Source organism: Nocardia sp. CA-129566 (assembly GCF_050956075.1).
Classification (GTDB): Bacteria; Actinomycetota; Actinomycetes; order Mycobacteriales; family Mycobacteriaceae; genus Nocardia.
Map to the genome: position 1 here is coordinate 5,356,649 of NZ_CP192085.1, position 15,653 is coordinate 5,372,301.

Below are 15,653 nucleotides of genomic sequence, written 5' to 3' on the forward strand. Positions count from 1 at the left end.
AATCGCCTGCCACAGAAAGTGATTCGACACTTGTTCAAGGAAATTCTGACCGTTTACGGAAAGCCACGAGAACCCGGCAGCTGCGCCTTCGGCTTCCTGGTCCGCCGAAAAGGCCTCAGCGAGGCGCAGTTCAGCGAATACACCGATTTCCAATACGTCGCCGTGGACAGCGACCACACCGGAAACGAGGACTGATCATGTCGAATCTCGGGCACGCGGGCGCGATGTTGATGCTGCTGTTCGGTGGGCTCGCCACCGGCGGAATCTGGGTCATCGCCGTCGACCGGCTCGCGGTGTGGAACCGGATGTCGGTGGCCGAGTACGCGACCGACTTCCGGCGCACATTGAAACACGTCGATCCGATGATGCCCATCTTCGTGTCGCTCTCCGGGCTCGGCGCAGTGCTGTTCTCCACCCAGTCATCGGGTAGCTCGCGACTGTTCGGCTGGCTCGGCCTGTTCTGCCTGGCGGTGATCATGATCGGTTCGATCCTGTTCGGCGAACCGATCAACTCGAAGTTCCGCCGGCTCGCCGAGGGCACACCACCCGAGGGCGTCGAGGGGCTCCGCGCGTTCTGGCGGCGTTTCCATTTCGCCCGTACCGGCGTCGCGGTCGTGGCGCTCATCTTCCTCATTGCCGCGGTAATCGCGGCGCTGTGATCTCAAAGTGTTTCGGATAAGGGAGTTTTCGTGCAGGAGCCGATATACGACGTAGCGGTGGTCGGTGCCGGTCCGGTCGGGCTGGCGGTCGCGCGCATGCTGGGCCTGGCAGGTCATTCGGTGATCGTGCTGGAGCGCTGGCCCGCGCTGTACCCGCTGCCACGTGCGGTGCATTTCGACCATGAAATTGGGCGGGTGTTCCAGGCCATAGGCCTGCGCGGCGAGATCGAGGCCATTTCGGCCCCGGTTCCCGACCACTACGAATGGCGCAACCGCAACGGCGATTCGCTGGTTCGGATCGACTGGTCCGGGCTGGGCCCATCCGGGTGGCCGGTAGCGAACTTCTTCTCCCAGCCCGAACTCGAGCAGGTGCTCGGCGACGCGGTCGCCGCCATGCCGCAGGTAACGGTGCGGCGCGGCCGCGAGGTGATCCGGCTCGTCGCCGAACCCGACCAGGATGTGGTGCTCACCCACACCGGTGCGGACGGTGCCACCGCACAGACCCACGCTCGGTATGCGATCGGCGCGGACGGAGCCAATAGTTTTGTCCGCGAACAGATGTCGACATCGATGCAGGATCTGGGGTTCTACTTCGACTGGCTGATCGTGGATACCATTCCACAGGACGATCTGGTGTGGTCGCCGCAGAACTGGCAGCTCTGCGATCCCGTCCGGCCGACCACGATCGTCTCCGGCGGTCCGGGGCGGCGCCGGTGGGAGTTCATGCGGCTACCGGGTGAATCGCTCGACGACCTCAACCGCAGCGACACCGCGTGGCGATTGATGGAGCCGTGGGGCCGCACCCCCGAGAACACTGTCCTGGAACGGCATGCGGTCTACACCTTTCAGGCGCGATGGGCCGACCAGTGGAACGAAGGCCGGCTCTTCCTCGTCGGCGATGCGGCGCACAATATGCCGCCGTTCGCCGGTCAGGGTATGTGCTCGGGCATCCGTGACGCGGCCAACCTGAGCTGGAAACTTGATCGAGTTCTGCGCGGGCAATCGGATCCAGCGCTGCTGGACACCTACACCAGCGAGCGACTCACCCACATCCAGCACGCGATCGCCATGTCGGTCGAGCTGGGCAAGGTCATCTGCGTGCTCGACGAAGAAGCCGCCGCGCAGCGCGATGCTCGGATGATCTCGGGCAATGCCGATCCTGCTGTGGTGCTTCCGATTTCAGCTCAGCCGGTACTCGGGCCCGGCGTCATTGCGACGGGAATCGACCTCCCCGAACTGCGTGGCACCTTGTCGCCCCAGTTCCGTGCCGAACTCGACGGTAGGACAGCCCTTCTCGACGACCTGGTCGGCGCGAACGCCGCCATGTTGCTCACCATTGACACACAACTTCCCGAAATGCTCGGCGAGCAAGCCTGCGCCGAACTCACCGCGCTCGGGGTTCGGTTGATCGTCCTCGCGCCGTTGGCACTCGCATCGAACGCGGTCCCGCCGATCGCCACGGCCGCCACACTGATCGACGCCGATGACGAATGGCATTCCTGGTTTGCGCAATTCGGTGCGACCGCGGCATTGGTACGCGCCGATCACTACATCTTCGGCGCCGTGCACGACACACAAGCCGTCGACGGCCTCATCTCCCAATACTCCCGGCACCTCCGGGCACAGTTTCATCCATCGGCCGATCTGGCCATACAGACAAGGAGCAAGTGACATGCGTATCGCAAACCTCGGCGGCCGGGCAGTTCTCGTTCACCGACAGCGGGCCATCGATATCGCGACCGCGAGCGAAGGCCGATTCGGACCCGGACTGTCCCCGATCTACGAGAGCTGGGATGCGTTCCGGGCCTGGGCCGATGCAGCGGAACATGCGGACACCGACGGCGTCGAGATCGATCGGCGCGCGCTCGGCGCTCCGTCCCCCACACCCCGCCAAACTTTCGCGATCGGCCTGAACTACAGCGCGCACGCCGCGGAGTCCGGTTTCGAATCCCCGACCCAGATCCCGCCGGTCTTCACCAAGTTCGTCAGTAGCTTCAGCGGCCCCGACACCGAGGTCGTGATTCCGACCGGCGGCGCCGTCGACTGGGAAGTGGAGTTGGTGGCGATCATCGGCCGCACCGCGGCCAAGGTCAGCGAGGCCGACGCCTGGGATTACGTCGCCGGGCTGACCGCCGGGCAGGACATCTCTGAACGTTCCTCCCAGTTGGCCGGTCCCGCACCACAATTCAGCCTCGGCAAGTCGTTCCCAGGTTTCGCGCCGATGGGTCCTTGGCTGGTAACCACCGATGAGCTCGACAATCGTGACGACCTCGAACTGGGCTGCACCCTCGACGGCGAGCAGATGCAGAAGAGCCGCACCCGCGAACTGATCTTCTCTGTGCCCAAGCTCATCTCCACGCTGTCGCACACCACCACCCTCTACCCGGGCGACATCATCTTCACCGGCACCCCGGCCGGCGTCGGCCTCGGCCGCGATCCCAAGCGGTTCATTCAGCCCGGCGAACGCCTGGACAGCTGGATCGAGGGCATCGGTGAACTGCACCAGACCTTCGTGGCCGAGTCGGAGGAGTAGGCCATGGCACTGCACGGACTTTCCCACGTCACCATCGGTGTCCCCAATCCGACCGAAACCATGGCCTACTACACCGATTTCGGGCTGACGCCCCGCGGTGACGGCTGGTTCGCGACCCAAGACGGCGGCGATCAGCTCGAGATCGTCCACTCGGCCCATCGCCGCTTGGTCGAGCTCGGCATCGCCGCCGACGATGCCGACGACCTCGACGTCACCGCCGCCCGCCTGGGACGCCTGGGCATACCGGTGCACTTGCGCCCCAACGCACTTCGCGCGACCGAACCGATCACCGGTTCGCAGATCAATATGAGTGCTACTGCGCGCATCATCCAGTCTCATACACCTCCCACTCCCTACAACGGCCCAGGCCGTGTCGAGAGAACAGGAAAACGAGCCGCTTTCATCGATCGCACCGACCGGGTCCGGCCCCGCAAACTAGGGCATGCCGTCCTGGGCACCACCGACCTGGAAACCACCATGCGATTCTTCGTCGAGGGACTCGGTTTCAAGGCGAGCGACTACATCAAGGACCACGGCGCGTTCCTTCGTTGCTCCACCGACCATCACAATGTCCTGGTCCTGGCCGCCCCGGTCTGCTTTCTGCACCACACCTCCTGGCAGGTGGACGACATCGACGAGGTCGGACGGGGAGCTTTCACGATGCTCGAGGACAACCCGGAACGCCACGTGTGGGGCCTGGGCCGTCACCACGCAGGCTCCAATTTCTTTTGGTACCTCAAAGATCCCGCAGGCAATTTCAGCGAGTACTACTCCGATATGGACTGCATCGTCGACGACCAACTGTGGAGCCCCGAAACCCTGGAAGGCGCAAAGGGTTTGTTCAATTGGGGTCCGCCGCCCCCACCTTCCTTCCTGCACCCGGAAGATCTGGCCGCACTCATGACCGGAGCCCACAAAGCCCCCTGAGTGCGCGAACAACGATGACAGGCCCCACCGGTCACAAACCCCGGGACTCGTGTCCACCTCCACCGAACAAACAAGTTGAGCCGAAATTCAGGCATCCATGAAACATTCGGACAAGCCGATCTCACGCCCTGAACGCGGACTGAGATGACCGAAGACGAGATCCAGGCTACCGACGACGTCCGCAATTGCCGAGTTGAGTGTGTTCGGTTCGGCCGGCCATCGGGTGAACTCGGCGGCGCCTCAGAGTTTCCGAACGTAGGTGTCGGGAGCTGGTTCGACCTTCTGCAACAGACTCCAATCGAAGTGCGCCCAGTAGACACAACTGCGCCCGGAGTCGGGTCGATTCCTTTGAAAGCGCCTACGTCCCCGATCCCGCCGAATCCGTCTACGAGCTCGGTCGGGCCCAGGGTTCCATCGTTGAACTCGCTCCAGGTGCATGACCAAGGCCTCAGGTCGGCAACAGATGCGAACCGCGGCCTTGGGCAGTCGGGGTGGCGAAGAAGGTTCCTGAACAGACTGGGGTGACGCGGAATCTCCATCCATTCGATCTGCAGGCCGGGCCAGAACGGCAGATCCCACCGCGCATACCTGACCGCGCGCTCGTCGGGGCCTTCGGTCCGCTCTGAAGCTGGTGCGCCCCAAGCTGTTACGTACTCAACGATCGACCTGAAGTTGTTTGTTGCATCAGAGAAGCAACCACACACGACCGCAGTCGCGTGGACGATGCAATCGCATCTCCGGATAGGCTCCGTTCATCGACCACCGCAGCAATGGGATCCGCGAGTTGCTATCGCTGATGCAGTGCTCGGTCCTATTTCTCGCCGACGTCGCGGACTGCTCGCAGTGCCTGCTCATAGGCCCGAACCAGAGGACGCTGGTCGTTTGCGCGGCGGGCGAGCGCGAAAAGCAGCGGGGGTAGATCGCGGATCGGGCGGAAAGTTACCCCGCCGCGGTCGAGCAATGGGATGTCGCCCGCGGCGGTCACGATCACCCCGAGACCCGCCGCCAGAGCTTCGTTGACCTCATCGATACCGGCCACTTCGGCGCCGACGCGGACCGGCCGTCCGGCTCGCTTCTCCATTGCCAGCCAGTAGTCCCGCAGTGGTCCTGCCGCGTGCGGCAGCGCGAGGAACGGCTCGTTCAGCAGGTCCGCGAAGTCCAATGCCGTTGTGCCCGCCAGGTGATGTCCGGGAGGCAGCGCGATCAGCCGGGGCTCCTCCGATACCACTGTGGTGGCGTAGCGCTCCGGATCCGGCAACGGGAGCCGAATGTATGCCAGATCGCTGCTGCCGTCCGACAGTCCGGCGGTCGGGTCCTGCCAGCCCACCTGACGTAACTTCAAGATGACTTCGGGGTAGGCCGCGAGGAACCGCGACCGCACCGCCGGAAGCAGTCCGCCGCGTCCCGGGCTGGCACCCATTCCGATCACGAGGGTGCTTCGCTGGGCCGTTCGCGCTTGCTCCACCGCTGCGGTCGCGGCATCCAGTGCCTCCAGCACTGTCCGTGCATGCGGGAGCAATGCCTCACCGACGGGGGTGAGTATCACCCGCTGCGGATCTCGTGTGAAAAGTGGTGCGCCCAACTGTCTTTCGAGTGCCCGGATTTGCTTGCTCAGTGCCGGTTGCGACACATAGAGTCGTTCAGCAGCACGCGTGAAATTCAGCTCTTCAGCGACAGCCAGGAAGTAGCGCAGATCGCGTCCGTGCAGGTCCATAACCAATGGTTATCATGACAGGTCTTGGACGCGCCCCTGAACCGGCTGCACGCTGAAGAAGTGAACGCGATCTGGATCGTCACAGGCGCCAATTCCGGCTTCGGTCGGGCCATCACCGAGGCGGCAGTCGCCGCGGGGAACATTGTCGTCGCTGCCGCGCGGCGACCCGAAGCCCTGGCAGACCTCGTCGCCGCCCACCCGGATCGGATCGAGGCGCTGGGCCTCGACGTCACCGATCAGACCGCGACCGCGACCGCTGTCGCGGACATCGCAGCCCGCTACGGCCACATCGACGTCCTGGTCAACAACGCCGGCCGCAGCCATATCGGAGCGTTCGAGGAGACCTCCGACGCGGAACTTCGGGATCTGTTCGAACTGCACGTCTTTGGGCCAGCCGCAATGGTACGCGCCGTCCTGCCGCATATGCGCGCTCAACGAGCGGGAGCGATCGTCCAGGTCAGCAGCCTGCTCGGCCAGACTTCGCGGGCGGGCTTCTCCGCGTACAGCGGCAGCAAGTTCGCCATCGAGGGCATGTCCGAGGCGCTGGCGAGGGAGGTCCGGCCGCTCGGCATCAAGGTGATGATCGTAGAGCCGGGGTCGTTCCGCACCGGCCTGCCCGGAAACACCACGCTCAGCTCCGAATTGTCCGACTACGCCGGCACGGTCGGTGGCATGCGCGCTGTCATCGCTGCATCTGACAGACAACAGCCCGGCGACCCCGCCCGCGGCGCAGCCCTCATACTCACAGCCCTCGATGTCGATAGGACACGACTGCGACTCGCGCTCGGCGCCGATGCCGTCGACGGCATCCTCGCCCACCTCGACCAAGTCCGCGACGATATCGAAGCCTGGGAGGACGCTTCCCGGGAGTCCGCGTTCCAGCGCTGCCGAGTTCTGCAATTCGGATGACATGTTGTTCGTGAAGAGGCGGTGAACGATGTATCCGAACAGGAGTAGATCAACGGCAGAGCAACACGGAGGCTTGGACGTCGAGGTCCGGACTGCTGCTCAGCGGCCGCAGGCTGCAGTAGCGGACAAACGACGCCGAGCTGGATCCGTTGGTGCACTACCGGAATGTTCCCAGCGCTAATCCGGAATACGTCCGTCTCGAGGTGCGGGTGCTCGGCACCCCAGCTGCCCGGCAACGGCGCCTATGGCAGTACACAACGGCGTGAACCTCGGGACGGGCGTCGACCCGCGACCGGATTTCGGTCGGTCAGCGAGCATAGCGATACCGCCCGGGTCCCGATCCACTCCACATCTACCGATGGGAGAAGGACTTCGCCGCTGCTACGTAGACGATCCGGGCTCGCTCAGTGCTCGCCCGACGAAATTGCCTGCGCAGAAACGATATCGACTACCACGACTTGGACGGATCGATCGTTGTGGCGGCCAGCCCACGAGCACGTTTGACACAATTATGCAGACCGGTCTACTGTGCGGTTGTGCAGGGAGATTCGACGCGAACGCGAATGGTGGAAGCGGCTCGGGTGCTTGTCGAGGCGAACGGCTACCACGGCACCGGACTCAAACAGGTGCTCGAGTTGGCCGAGGCGCCGCGAGGCTCGCTCTACCACCACTTTCCCGGCGGCAAGGATGAGCTGGTCGGTGAGGCGCTCACAGTGGCGGGCCGGGAGGTTGATCGCATCGTCGCGGAATTGGCTCTGACGGCGCAGACTCCCGGCGATCTCGTGCGGGCGGTATTGGCTGCGCTGGGAGACCGAATGGTGGCGGCCGATTACAGCAAAGGCTGTCCAGTGGCGACGGTGGCGCTGGAGGTTGCGGCGAGCAACGAGGACCTCCAGCCGATCTGCGGTGGGATTTACGCAAGCTGGCAGCAGGCGCTGGCCGATGCGCTCCGCGTCGACGGCCGCGATCCGGTGGAGGCGGAAGAACTCGCGGCGACAGCACTTGCGCTGATCGAAGGTGCACTGGTCCTCGCTCGCGCCAGCCGTAGTCGGGCCCCCATCGACCAGGTCGGACGCCGCATCGGCAAGTTGCTCGCCGCAGACTGACGATCGCTCGGGATTCTCAGGAGTGAGTCATGTACACATTATGTAGATCGGTCTAGAGAATATGAGAATGGAGAAGGCTATTACCAGCACTCCGGACGCCGTGGTATTCGGTGCGACCGGCTTTATCGGCAAGTGGACGGTGCTGCATCTACTCGATCAGGGCCGCGCGGTTGCCGCGGTTATCCGCGACCCGGCTCGGCGACACACGAATGCCGCGGGCGAGCCCATGGCGAGTCGGGAGGAGGAGTTGCGCGGCTGGCTCCGTGATCACGGAGTGTCGGCACAACGGCTCGCGGTGCTGTCCGGTGATTGCACAAACGGTGCGGATTTGGGGCTGAGTGCAGCCGACGACGAGCGACTGACGGGCGTGCGGGATGTGTTCAACGCCGCCGGTGTCTACCGGTTCGGGCTGCGACGTGCGGAGGCGGTGGCAGTCAACGTCGACGGCGCCCTCAATGTGTTGTATTGGGCCGCAACCCGTCCCGGTCTGCGTCGACTGATCCACGTGTCGGGTTATCGGGTCGGCACTGACGCGCAGCCGCGGTATCCCCTCCCCGAGGCGGAATTGGCGAAGCTCTACCGGAGCACAGGAGCCTATGAAGGTTCCAAAACCGAAGCGGATGCCGCCATGCGGGTCGTCGCGGCGCAATTAGGTGTCCCACTGACCGTGGTCAATCCCAGCAGTGTGATCGGCTATTCGGAGACCGGCGAGGTCGATCAGTACCTGGGCTTGGCCGAGCTGGTTCGCGATCTGTGGATGGGTCGGCTCCCCGCGCTGCCCGGAACCGCCCGCACGTTCGTGCCCGTGGTCGCGGTGGATCATTTTGCGAAGTTCATGACCGCGATTCCCGAGAGTGATCCGGCACCCGGCGGCCTGCACTGGGTGCTCGATGCGCGCACACCCGATCTGCCCGATCTGGTCCGGCTGCTTGCCGACCATCTGGGCGTGCGTGCGCCGAAAACGCAAGTGCCAGTGGGGCTGATCCGCCGCCTGCCGGCCGCGCTGACCGGCGCCAACCCCGAAACTCTCGGATTCCTCGTCGAGGACCGTTACGACACGGCTTCAGCCGAGCGGGTCGCGCACGCGGCAGGGCTCCAGCAGCCACCGGTCGAGACCGTCCTGCGCCGGTGGGCCGACCGGTTGGTCGCGGACGGCTACGGAGCGACGCCGACGGATCTTCCCGGGGGCTTCCATGACGTCGGCGGATCCCGGACATATCTGGCCGGAGACAGAACATCGCCCGATTTCGTTCTCCTGCACGGTCTTCCCCTCGACGGTCGGTCGTGGCAGGGGGTCATCAACGAATTGGACGACGAGTCGGTTCTCGTCGCCGATCTGCCCGGGCTCGGCCGTTCGGCCCCCACAGCGGCTACTCCCCTGGAGTGGGTCACCGATCTGCTCGGGCCGGCACGAACCCGTCCGATCCTTGTCGCCCATTCGGCGGCGGCCGCGGTGGCACTGCGCTACGCGGCCGTTCATCCTGAGCGCATCACGGCAGTGGTCCTCATCTCCCCTTACTTCCTCCAAACGGAGCCCAACCGATTGCTCCGTACACCGATGTTCGCGACACGACTGCTCGAGCGGATGTCGGCGGAGCGTCTGACGAGAACGTTGCTCGGTGACAGCGGAGAGTCTTCCTCCGACGAAGTTCGCAAGGCTCTGGAAAGCACCGCCACCCAACTGCGCCGACCAGGCGTTGCCCGACACACGGCCAACTGGCTGCGCGCCGCGAACCGACCCGAAGAACGCGCCGGGCTCCAAGCGCTGCTCGGTGGAACCGAACCGTTTCCCGTCCCCGTCCGAATCATTGCCGGAGAACAGGATCCGCTCATCAGTGATTCCGGCACCGCTGCGGTCGCGACCGTCGCCGGGACCGGACACTATCCCCAACTCACGCACCCCGCCGCCGTTGCCGCGATGCTGCGGAACATCGCTGACGGCTCGACGCGCCCAGCCGCGCAAGCGCCATCCACCTCGAGTATGTCCATCCCCGTCGAGCGGTAAGCCATGCCGACAGGTGAAGAACAATCCCATGGCAACCAATGTCACGGCACGACGGCGGGATTCGTAGTGGATCAACACTGGCAGCAGGTCTACCGGTACCTGCATGCGCATCCCGAACTATCGGGGGTCGAATACGCGACCGCAGACTTGGTGGCCCGGGAGTTGCGGTCGCTGCCCGGCTGGGAGGTGAGCGCAGGTATCGGCGGTACCGGAGTGCTAGGCGTGCTCCGTGGCGCACCTGGACCGGTGATCTGGCTGCGCGCCGATATGGATGCGCTGCCGGTCCAGGAGGACACCGATCTCGACTACGCGTCAACCCGGCCCGGGATCATGCACGCGTGCGGCCACGACTTCCATGTCGCCGCGCTACTGGGTGCCTGCGCCGCTCTAGGTGCGGCCGACGGTTTGCCCGGCACCGTGGTCGCGATCTTCCAGCCCGCCGAGGAAACGGGTTCGGGCGCCAAGGCGATGCTCGACGATGGGCTGCTCGACAAGGTTGCGCATCCCTCGATCTGCTTCGGTCAGCATGTGAGCCCGTTGCCAGCCGGGCTGATTCTGACCCGAGGTGGTCTGTTGATGGCCGCCGCCGACTCGATCCGGGTGACGCTCACCGGCGCCGGCGGGCATGCCTCGACTCCACATTTGGCCGTCGATCCGCTCGCGATGGCAGCCTCGCTGGTGCTGCGGTTGCAGGCGTTGACCGCCCGGCAGGCATCGCTATCGGCCGCTCCGGTTCTCACCGCCGCGGCGCTGCACGCCGGTGAACGCGCCAATATCATCGCCGACAATGCCGAATTGCTGCTGAGCTTGCGGACGTTCACCTCCGGCTCGCGTCGGGACATGCTCGAAGCGATCGAACGAATCGTTGCGGCGGAAGCCAAAGCTGCTGGTGCACACCGTGAACCGGTGATGGAGATCTTCGACAGCTTCCCGTTGACATTCAACACCCCCGACGACACCGAGCGCGTCATGGCCCAACTGACCGCGCGCGGACTGACCGTACTCCCGCTGGCGACGCCGATCACCGGGAGCGAAGACTTCGGTTTGCTCGGCGCGGCCGCGGGGTGTCCGTCGGTGTTCTGGCATATCGGCGGCGTCGATCCGAGCCGGTTCACTGCCGAACACCGGCAACTGCTGCTCGATGCGGGCAGGCTGCCGTCGCGGCTGCCCGCCAACCACTCGCCGCGGTTCGCACCAGATGCTGGGCGGTCGTTACCACCGGCGGTCGCGGCACTGGTCGCCGCGGCACGCTCAGAACTCGATCGCGCCGAGCAACGAAGTTCGGCATGATGGTTATTTCACCAGCACCTGCGTCACATCGAGGCCGCACGGCACCGCTTCGACGACTGACCCCTCGAGCACGCACACGTGGCCGGATCGCAGCCGAGCCGACGCGCGGCCACAGCCCGAAATCCGTTGTCTTTCGGCGATTACGACCGGAACCCATATCAGCCGAGGCAGGCGATCGAGCAGGTCGCGACGACCCCGCCCAGCGACAGCCGACAAGCGGATACGCCGAACCTCATCAGCCTGGACCGTTCGGGCCCGTAACGGAGGTAGTCGGCGGCTCGAGCGGGGTGCGTGTTGCGTCATGCCTCCAGCATCAGTCGCAGTAGCTTGCGCAGGGATTCGCGCTGCTCGGTGGTGAGTCGGACCAGCGGGGCCGCAGCGAAGGGCATGCGGGTACGGAGGTCGGCGGCGGCGGCGCGGCCAGCGGGGGTGGCGGCGACGAGTTTGATGCGACGATCACCCGGGTTCGGGCGGCGTTCGACCAAGCCGCGCGATTCCAGGCGGTCGATGATCATGGTGACGTTGGAGGGCTCCGCGTGCAGGCGATCAGCGATGCGGCGCATCGGGACGGGGTCTTCGGCGGCGAGCAGCGCCTTGACCTGGAGGGGGGTCAGTTCGTGTGCAGCGGCCGCAGCCTCGGATTCTTGTGCATAGCGGCGAGTGATGGCCGCGAAGAGGCCCAAAACGTCGCTGGCCAGCTCATCCGAAGTGTTCGACATGGGAACCATATCTACCAAGATGCTTGACAACTCGTAATGTCACCATAGATAGTTATGAATCATAATGGTTATGCAACATAAACAAACGAGGGATTTGCGAAGATGACCAGCAGGACCGTCCTGATCACCGGCACCTCCTCCGGCATCGGCCTGGCCACCGCCATCGCCGCCGCCGAGAATGGCTGGAAGGTCTTTGCCACCATGCGCGACACCGCCAAGGCGGGCGCGCTGCGCGCGGCTGCGGCAAAGGCCGGTGTGAGCGTCGAGGTCCGGGAGCTGGATGTGACCGACCCCGACTCGGTGTCGGCCTGCCTGTCCGGGCTCGACCGCCTCGACGCGTTGGTCAACAATGCCGGCGCCGGTCATCTCGGCACGCTGGAGCAGGAGAGCATCGATGACGTGCGCGCCGTCATGGAGGTCAACTTCTTCGGCGTCCTCCTGGTCACCAAGGCGGCACTGCCCCTGCTCCGCGCGAGCGGAGGGCGCGTGGTGACCGTCACCAGCGTGGGCGGTGTGGTGGGCCAGCCGTTCAACGAGGCCTATTGCGCGGCCAAGTTCGCCGTCGAAGGCTACATGGAGTCGCTGGCGCCGGTCGCGGCAAGAGTCGGTGTGGCCGTCAGCGTGGTCGAGCCGGGAGCGGTGGCCAGCGAATTCGTCAACAACGTGGCCGTCAGTGACACCGTGCTGGAACAGGCGGGTCCATATGCACCCGCGCTGTCGGCCTATCTGGACCGCACCCGCGCTGCCTTCGCAAACGCACAGTCTCCGCAGGACGTGGCGACACAGATGGTCGAGCTGCTGGACTGCGAGCGGCCCGCCTTCCGAACCCTCACCTCGGACACCGCGCGCGCTTTCACCGGGATGAAACTCACCGATTTCGACGGTTCGGCCGTACAGGCGCTGACCGGAGCTTGGATCGCCTAGCCGTATCGACCACTGACCTCGGCGATGGCGACTCCAGTGATCCGGCCGGGTTGGCGAGGCGTATCACGCGTCCTGCGCGGGTTCGTGGATAGTGCTGGTCAGCGCGGCCGCAGTCAGGGCGAGGTGCTGGGCCAATGCCTCGGCTGCGGCGTCGGCGTCGCGAGCCAGCGCCGCCGCCTCCAGTCGGCGATGTTCGGCGGCGCCATCTCGATCGGGGTTGCGGTACGTCGACAGGCGGCGGGCCAACTCGCTCGCGGACCACATCCGGTCGAAGGTCTCCAACAGGACAGAGTTGCCGCATCCCTCCAGCAGGGTGCGGTGAAAGATTCGGTGGGCTTGGGACCATGCTTCGCTGTAGTACTCGCCCTCCTCCGGCACGAACGCCGGGGTGCGGGCGAGACGGTGGTGGGCGGCTCGCACGCGGGCCTCCCAGTCGATGTCGCCGCGCTCGATGGACATGCGCAGCATGAGCGGTTCGATGGTCCGGCGGGCCTCCGCGACGTCCTGCCAGCGGCGATCGGAAAAGGCCGGAACAGCGAAGCCACGGTTGGGCAGCCGATCGGCGAGGCCCTCACCGACCACCCGCACCAGCGCTTCCCGCACGACAGCCAGGCTCACGCCCTGTTCCTTGGCGAGATCTTGCGGTTTGAGCGCGTCACCGGGGGCGAAGTCCCCGCGCATGATCGCGTCCCGCAGGTATTCGTAGATCCGTTCGGAGAGCATCTGCTTTTCCGACGAGGTCGAGGTATGAGCCGTCCGAGCCATGTCCCTATCATAGACGATCGATAGGATAATCGATTATCTATGCTATCGTCGATCGGGTGGTGGCGGCACCTTTACCCGACGCCAAGGGCACTCCTCCGCCCCGCTCCCGCCACTCCGCTGCATGATCTGAAAGGAACGATGCGATGAACGCTAACGATCCCTTCGCCCGTCTTCCCGAGGCGGCCTCGTTCACCGTCACCAGCACTACCGTCAACAACGGCGCCGCCTGGCTACCCGAGCAGTTCTCCTCCAGCGTCCCCGGCGGGAAGGATGTCTCGCCGCAGCTGTCCTGGAGTGGAGCCCCGGAAGGCACCAAGAGCTACGCCGTCACCGTCTACGACCCCGATGCCCCCACCGGATCCGGGTTCTGGCACTGGGCGGTCGCCGACATTCCCGCCACCGTGACCGAGCTGCCCGAGGGCGCCGGCGACGACACCGGCTCGGGCCTGCCCGAGGGCGCCTTCCAACTGCCCAACGACGCCCGCGCGGCCCGCTTCATCGGTGCGGCGCCGCCAGCCGGGCACGGCCCGCATCGCTACTTCGTCGTGGTGCACGCCCTCGACGTCGAGTCCATCGGAGTCCCGGCCGAGGCCACCCCGGCCGTGCTCGGCTTCACCATGACCTCGCACATCCTCGGCCGTGCGGTCCTGACCGCCACAGCGGAAACGCCGCGCGCAGGCGAAGACCGCGCCGGCGAGAACACCGAACGGATCGAGGTTTCCCGACTGGTCCCCGCCCCCGCCAGCGCCATCTTCGCGGTGCTGGCCGATCCGAAGGGGCACGTGGACATCGACGCGTCGGGAATGCTCCTCGACGCCGAAGGGGATCCGGTCGAACAGCCCGGCGACCGATTCCTGGTCCACATGGACCGGGAAGCCCTCGGGGACCTTCCCCTTGGCAAGTACGACGTCGAGGTCGTCATCACCAAGTTCGTCCCGGACCAGGAGATCGCCTGGACAGTCGAAGCTCGGATCCGGCCGCATGCGCGCCACATCTACGGCTATCGGCTCGAGCCGGCCGAGGGCGGCACCCGCGTCACGTCCTACTACGACTGGTCGGAAGTCGACGGAGAATGGCGGAAGCGCCTCGTCTTCCCGGTGGTCCCCGAGTCCGCCCTCAAGGCCACCCTCGGGATCCTCGAACGCACCGTCCGCCGCAGAGCCGCCGCCTGACCAGACGGCGCGCCGAGACCTCGTCGTCGAACCGTAGCCGGTGGCCGCCGGTCGATCTCGTGAACATCCACGGCTCGTGGGTCGATCAAGGTCCTCGCCCGCGCCCATCAGAAAACGCGCCGTCCTGGCCCGCCACATCCGCAACCGCCGCCTCTACAACGCCATCGACGCCTGGGCCTTCTGCGTTGTGCAGAAAGCCCAGGCGCCCGCGCCTACTACGACCAGCGGCGCGCCGCCTGGTCAGGATGGCGTTCTACCCGTCGCCGTTGCCACGGCCCTCTTCGAAGACGAACAGTGGTTTGGCGCCATGTGCGGGTGTTTCGGCGAGCGAGATGGCTTCAGTGAAGTGTTCGAGCGGGAACGGCTGGCCCTGGGGGATGCTCAGCACGTCATCAGCGACGAGACCGCGAACCTGGGAGAGCGCACGCAGCGCATCCTCAGGTGCGGCAGTGCTGAACCAGCGGTACAGCCAGAAGCCACGGACGACCTTGGTCTGGTAGATAATCGAGCGTGCCAGCAGCGGGATCGTCAGCGCTGCCGGGTCAGCCTGCCGATGGGTAGAGAGTGCGCCGTAGACTACGACCTCCCCTCCGGGAGCCAATGCCTGAGATACCTGGGCACCCACGTCGCCCGAGACACAGTCGATGGCCTTGCGCACGCCAGCCGGTCCTGCTATCTCGGCCACACGCTGCACCAGGTCCTCGTCCTCGGTGCAAATGACCTCGTCACCACCGAGCGTCTTGATCTCCTCGACGGCATCGCGCCGCCGCACGACATTGATCGTCCGAATACCCAGATGCCTGGCCAGTTGAATGACGAGCCGGCCCACGGTGGAGCCCGCGGCGGTCTGCAACATCCATTCACCCGGCTCTACGCCGAGTTCGTGAGTCACCAGTAGCAGCGCGGTCAACGGGTTGATGGCGAGTTGGC

14 protein-coding genes and 3 pseudogenes are annotated in these 15,653 nt (G+C 65.5%); 13 read left to right on the plus strand and 4 right to left on the minus strand.

What is annotated here, in order from left to right:
* Positions 1-30 precede the first annotated feature (30 nt).
* Genes ACQP0C_RS23115 through ACQP0C_RS23135 form a run of 5 tightly spaced genes read left to right on the plus strand, consistent with a single transcriptional unit; the run spans position 31 to position 4,119 of the window.
* Positions 31-195 (plus strand): hypothetical protein, encoded by a 165-nt coding sequence (locus ACQP0C_RS23115; protein WP_433722988.1) that lies wholly within the window; start codon positions 31-33, stop codon positions 193-195.
* A 2-nt stretch (positions 196-197) separates the two neighbouring features.
* A complete protein-coding gene (locus ACQP0C_RS23120; RefSeq protein ID WP_433722990.1) occupies positions 198-659 on the plus strand; it encodes an anthrone oxygenase family protein in 462 nt (153 codons plus the stop codon).
* Positions 660-689: 30 nt separating this feature from the next.
* The gene (locus tag ACQP0C_RS23125) at positions 690-2,330 is read left to right on the plus strand and encodes a bifunctional 3-(3-hydroxy-phenyl)propionate/3-hydroxycinnamic acid hydroxylase (protein ID WP_433722992.1); all 1,641 of its coding nucleotides are present in this window, start codon (positions 690-692) and stop codon (positions 2,328-2,330) included.
* A gap of 1 nt (position 2,331) precedes the next feature.
* Positions 2,332-3,192, plus strand: coding sequence for a fumarylacetoacetate hydrolase family protein (locus tag ACQP0C_RS23130; protein WP_433722994.1), 861 nt, complete (start codon positions 2,332-2,334; stop codon positions 3,190-3,192).
* A 3-nt stretch (positions 3,193-3,195) separates the two neighbouring features.
* Positions 3,196-4,119, plus strand: a complete 924-nt coding sequence (locus ACQP0C_RS23135) for a VOC family protein (protein ID WP_433722996.1) — start codon at positions 3,196-3,198, stop codon at positions 4,117-4,119.
* 811 nt (positions 4,120-4,930) lie between these two features.
* Here the strand turns inward: ACQP0C_RS23135 and ACQP0C_RS23140 are convergent.
* Complete coding sequence (locus tag ACQP0C_RS23140; protein ID WP_433722998.1) at positions 4,931-5,833, minus strand: LysR family transcriptional regulator; 903 nt, start codon at positions 5,831-5,833, stop codon at positions 4,931-4,933.
* Positions 5,834-5,857: 24 nt separating this feature from the next.
* Between ACQP0C_RS23140 and ACQP0C_RS23145 the strand changes: the two genes are divergently transcribed.
* From ACQP0C_RS23145 to ACQP0C_RS23160, 4 genes are all read left to right on the plus strand, one after another.
* Positions 5,858-6,742, plus strand: a complete 885-nt coding sequence (locus tag ACQP0C_RS23145) for an SDR family NAD(P)-dependent oxidoreductase (RefSeq protein WP_433723000.1) — start codon at positions 5,858-5,860, stop codon at positions 6,740-6,742.
* 563 nt (positions 6,743-7,305) lie between these two features.
* On the plus strand, positions 7,306-7,848 hold the full coding sequence (locus tag ACQP0C_RS23150) for a TetR/AcrR family transcriptional regulator (RefSeq protein ID WP_433723001.1): 543 nt from the start codon (positions 7,306-7,308) through the stop codon (positions 7,846-7,848).
* 67 nt (positions 7,849-7,915) lie between these two features.
* The gene (locus ACQP0C_RS23155; RefSeq protein WP_433723003.1) at positions 7,916-9,853 is read left to right on the plus strand and encodes an alpha/beta fold hydrolase; all 1,938 of its coding nucleotides are present in this window, start codon (positions 7,916-7,918) and stop codon (positions 9,851-9,853) included.
* Positions 9,854-9,919: 66 nt separating this feature from the next.
* The gene (locus tag ACQP0C_RS23160) at positions 9,920-11,143 is read left to right on the plus strand and encodes an amidohydrolase (RefSeq protein ID WP_433723005.1); all 1,224 of its coding nucleotides are present in this window, start codon (positions 9,920-9,922) and stop codon (positions 11,141-11,143) included.
* A 299-nt stretch (positions 11,144-11,442) separates the two neighbouring features.
* On the opposite strand, the gene ACQP0C_RS23165 is transcribed toward ACQP0C_RS23160, so the two are convergent.
* On the minus strand, positions 11,443-11,862 hold the full coding sequence (locus ACQP0C_RS23165; protein WP_433723007.1) for a MarR family winged helix-turn-helix transcriptional regulator: 420 nt from the start codon (positions 11,860-11,862) through the stop codon (positions 11,443-11,445).
* Between the two features lie 102 nt (positions 11,863-11,964).
* Here ACQP0C_RS23165 and ACQP0C_RS23170 point away from each other — a divergent pair, with 102 nt between their 5' ends.
* A complete protein-coding gene (locus ACQP0C_RS23170; protein ID WP_433723009.1) occupies positions 11,965-12,786 on the plus strand; it encodes an SDR family NAD(P)-dependent oxidoreductase in 822 nt (273 codons plus the stop codon).
* 63 nt (positions 12,787-12,849) lie between these two features.
* Here the strand turns inward: ACQP0C_RS23170 and ACQP0C_RS23175 are convergent, their stop codons facing one another.
* Entirely contained in the window at positions 12,850-13,551 is a 702-nt protein-coding gene (locus ACQP0C_RS23175; RefSeq protein ID WP_433723011.1) for a GntR family transcriptional regulator, read from the minus strand.
* 143 nt (positions 13,552-13,694) lie between these two features.
* Here ACQP0C_RS23175 and ACQP0C_RS23180 point away from each other — a divergent pair.
* From ACQP0C_RS23180 to ACQP0C_RS23190, 3 pseudogenes are all read left to right on the plus strand, one after another.
* A pseudogene (locus ACQP0C_RS23180) lies at positions 13,695-14,222 on the plus strand (YbhB/YbcL family Raf kinase inhibitor-like protein); the annotation flags it as partial.
* 48 nt (positions 14,223-14,270) lie between these two features.
* A pseudogene (locus ACQP0C_RS23185) lies at positions 14,271-14,723 on the plus strand (SRPBCC family protein); the annotation flags it as partial.
* Between the two features lie 79 nt (positions 14,724-14,802).
* A pseudogene (locus ACQP0C_RS23190) lies at positions 14,803-15,068 on the plus strand (IS110 family transposase); the annotation flags it as partial.
* Here ACQP0C_RS23190 and ACQP0C_RS23195 read toward each other — a convergent pair.
* Positions 14,977-15,633, minus strand: coding sequence for a zinc-binding dehydrogenase (locus ACQP0C_RS23195; protein WP_433723013.1), 657 nt, complete (start codon positions 15,631-15,633; stop codon positions 14,977-14,979). The pseudogene ACQP0C_RS23190 and the gene ACQP0C_RS23195 overlap by 92 nt on opposite strands.
* Between the last annotated feature and the right edge of the window lie 20 nt (positions 15,634-15,653).

Bases quoted from the DNA above. Each gene is read 5' to 3' on its own strand.
- ACQP0C_RS23120 (WP_433722990.1), top strand. From the start codon at position 198: ATGTCGAATCTCGGGCACGCGGGCGCGATGTTGATGCTGCTGTTCGGT.
- ACQP0C_RS23130 (WP_433722994.1), top strand. From the start codon at position 2,332: ATGCGTATCGCAAACCTCGGCGGCCGGGCAGTTCTCGTTCACCGACAG.
- ACQP0C_RS23135 (WP_433722996.1), top strand. From the start codon at position 3,196: ATGGCACTGCACGGACTTTCCCACGTCACCATCGGTGTCCCCAATCCG.
- ACQP0C_RS23140 (WP_433722998.1), bottom strand. From the start codon at position 5,833: ATGGACCTGCACGGACGCGATCTGCGCTACTTCCTGGCTGTCGCTGAA.
- ACQP0C_RS23150 (WP_433723001.1), top strand. From the start codon at position 7,306: ATGGTGGAAGCGGCTCGGGTGCTTGTCGAGGCGAACGGCTACCACGGC.
- ACQP0C_RS23155 (WP_433723003.1), top strand. From the start codon at position 7,916: ATGGAGAAGGCTATTACCAGCACTCCGGACGCCGTGGTATTCGGTGCG.
- ACQP0C_RS23165 (WP_433723007.1), bottom strand. From the start codon at position 11,862: ATGTCGAACACTTCGGATGAGCTGGCCAGCGACGTTTTGGGCCTCTTC.
- ACQP0C_RS23170 (WP_433723009.1), top strand. From the start codon at position 11,965: ATGACCAGCAGGACCGTCCTGATCACCGGCACCTCCTCCGGCATCGGC.
- ACQP0C_RS23175 (WP_433723011.1), bottom strand. From the start codon at position 13,551: ATGGCTCGGACGGCTCATACCTCGACCTCGTCGGAAAAGCAGATGCTC.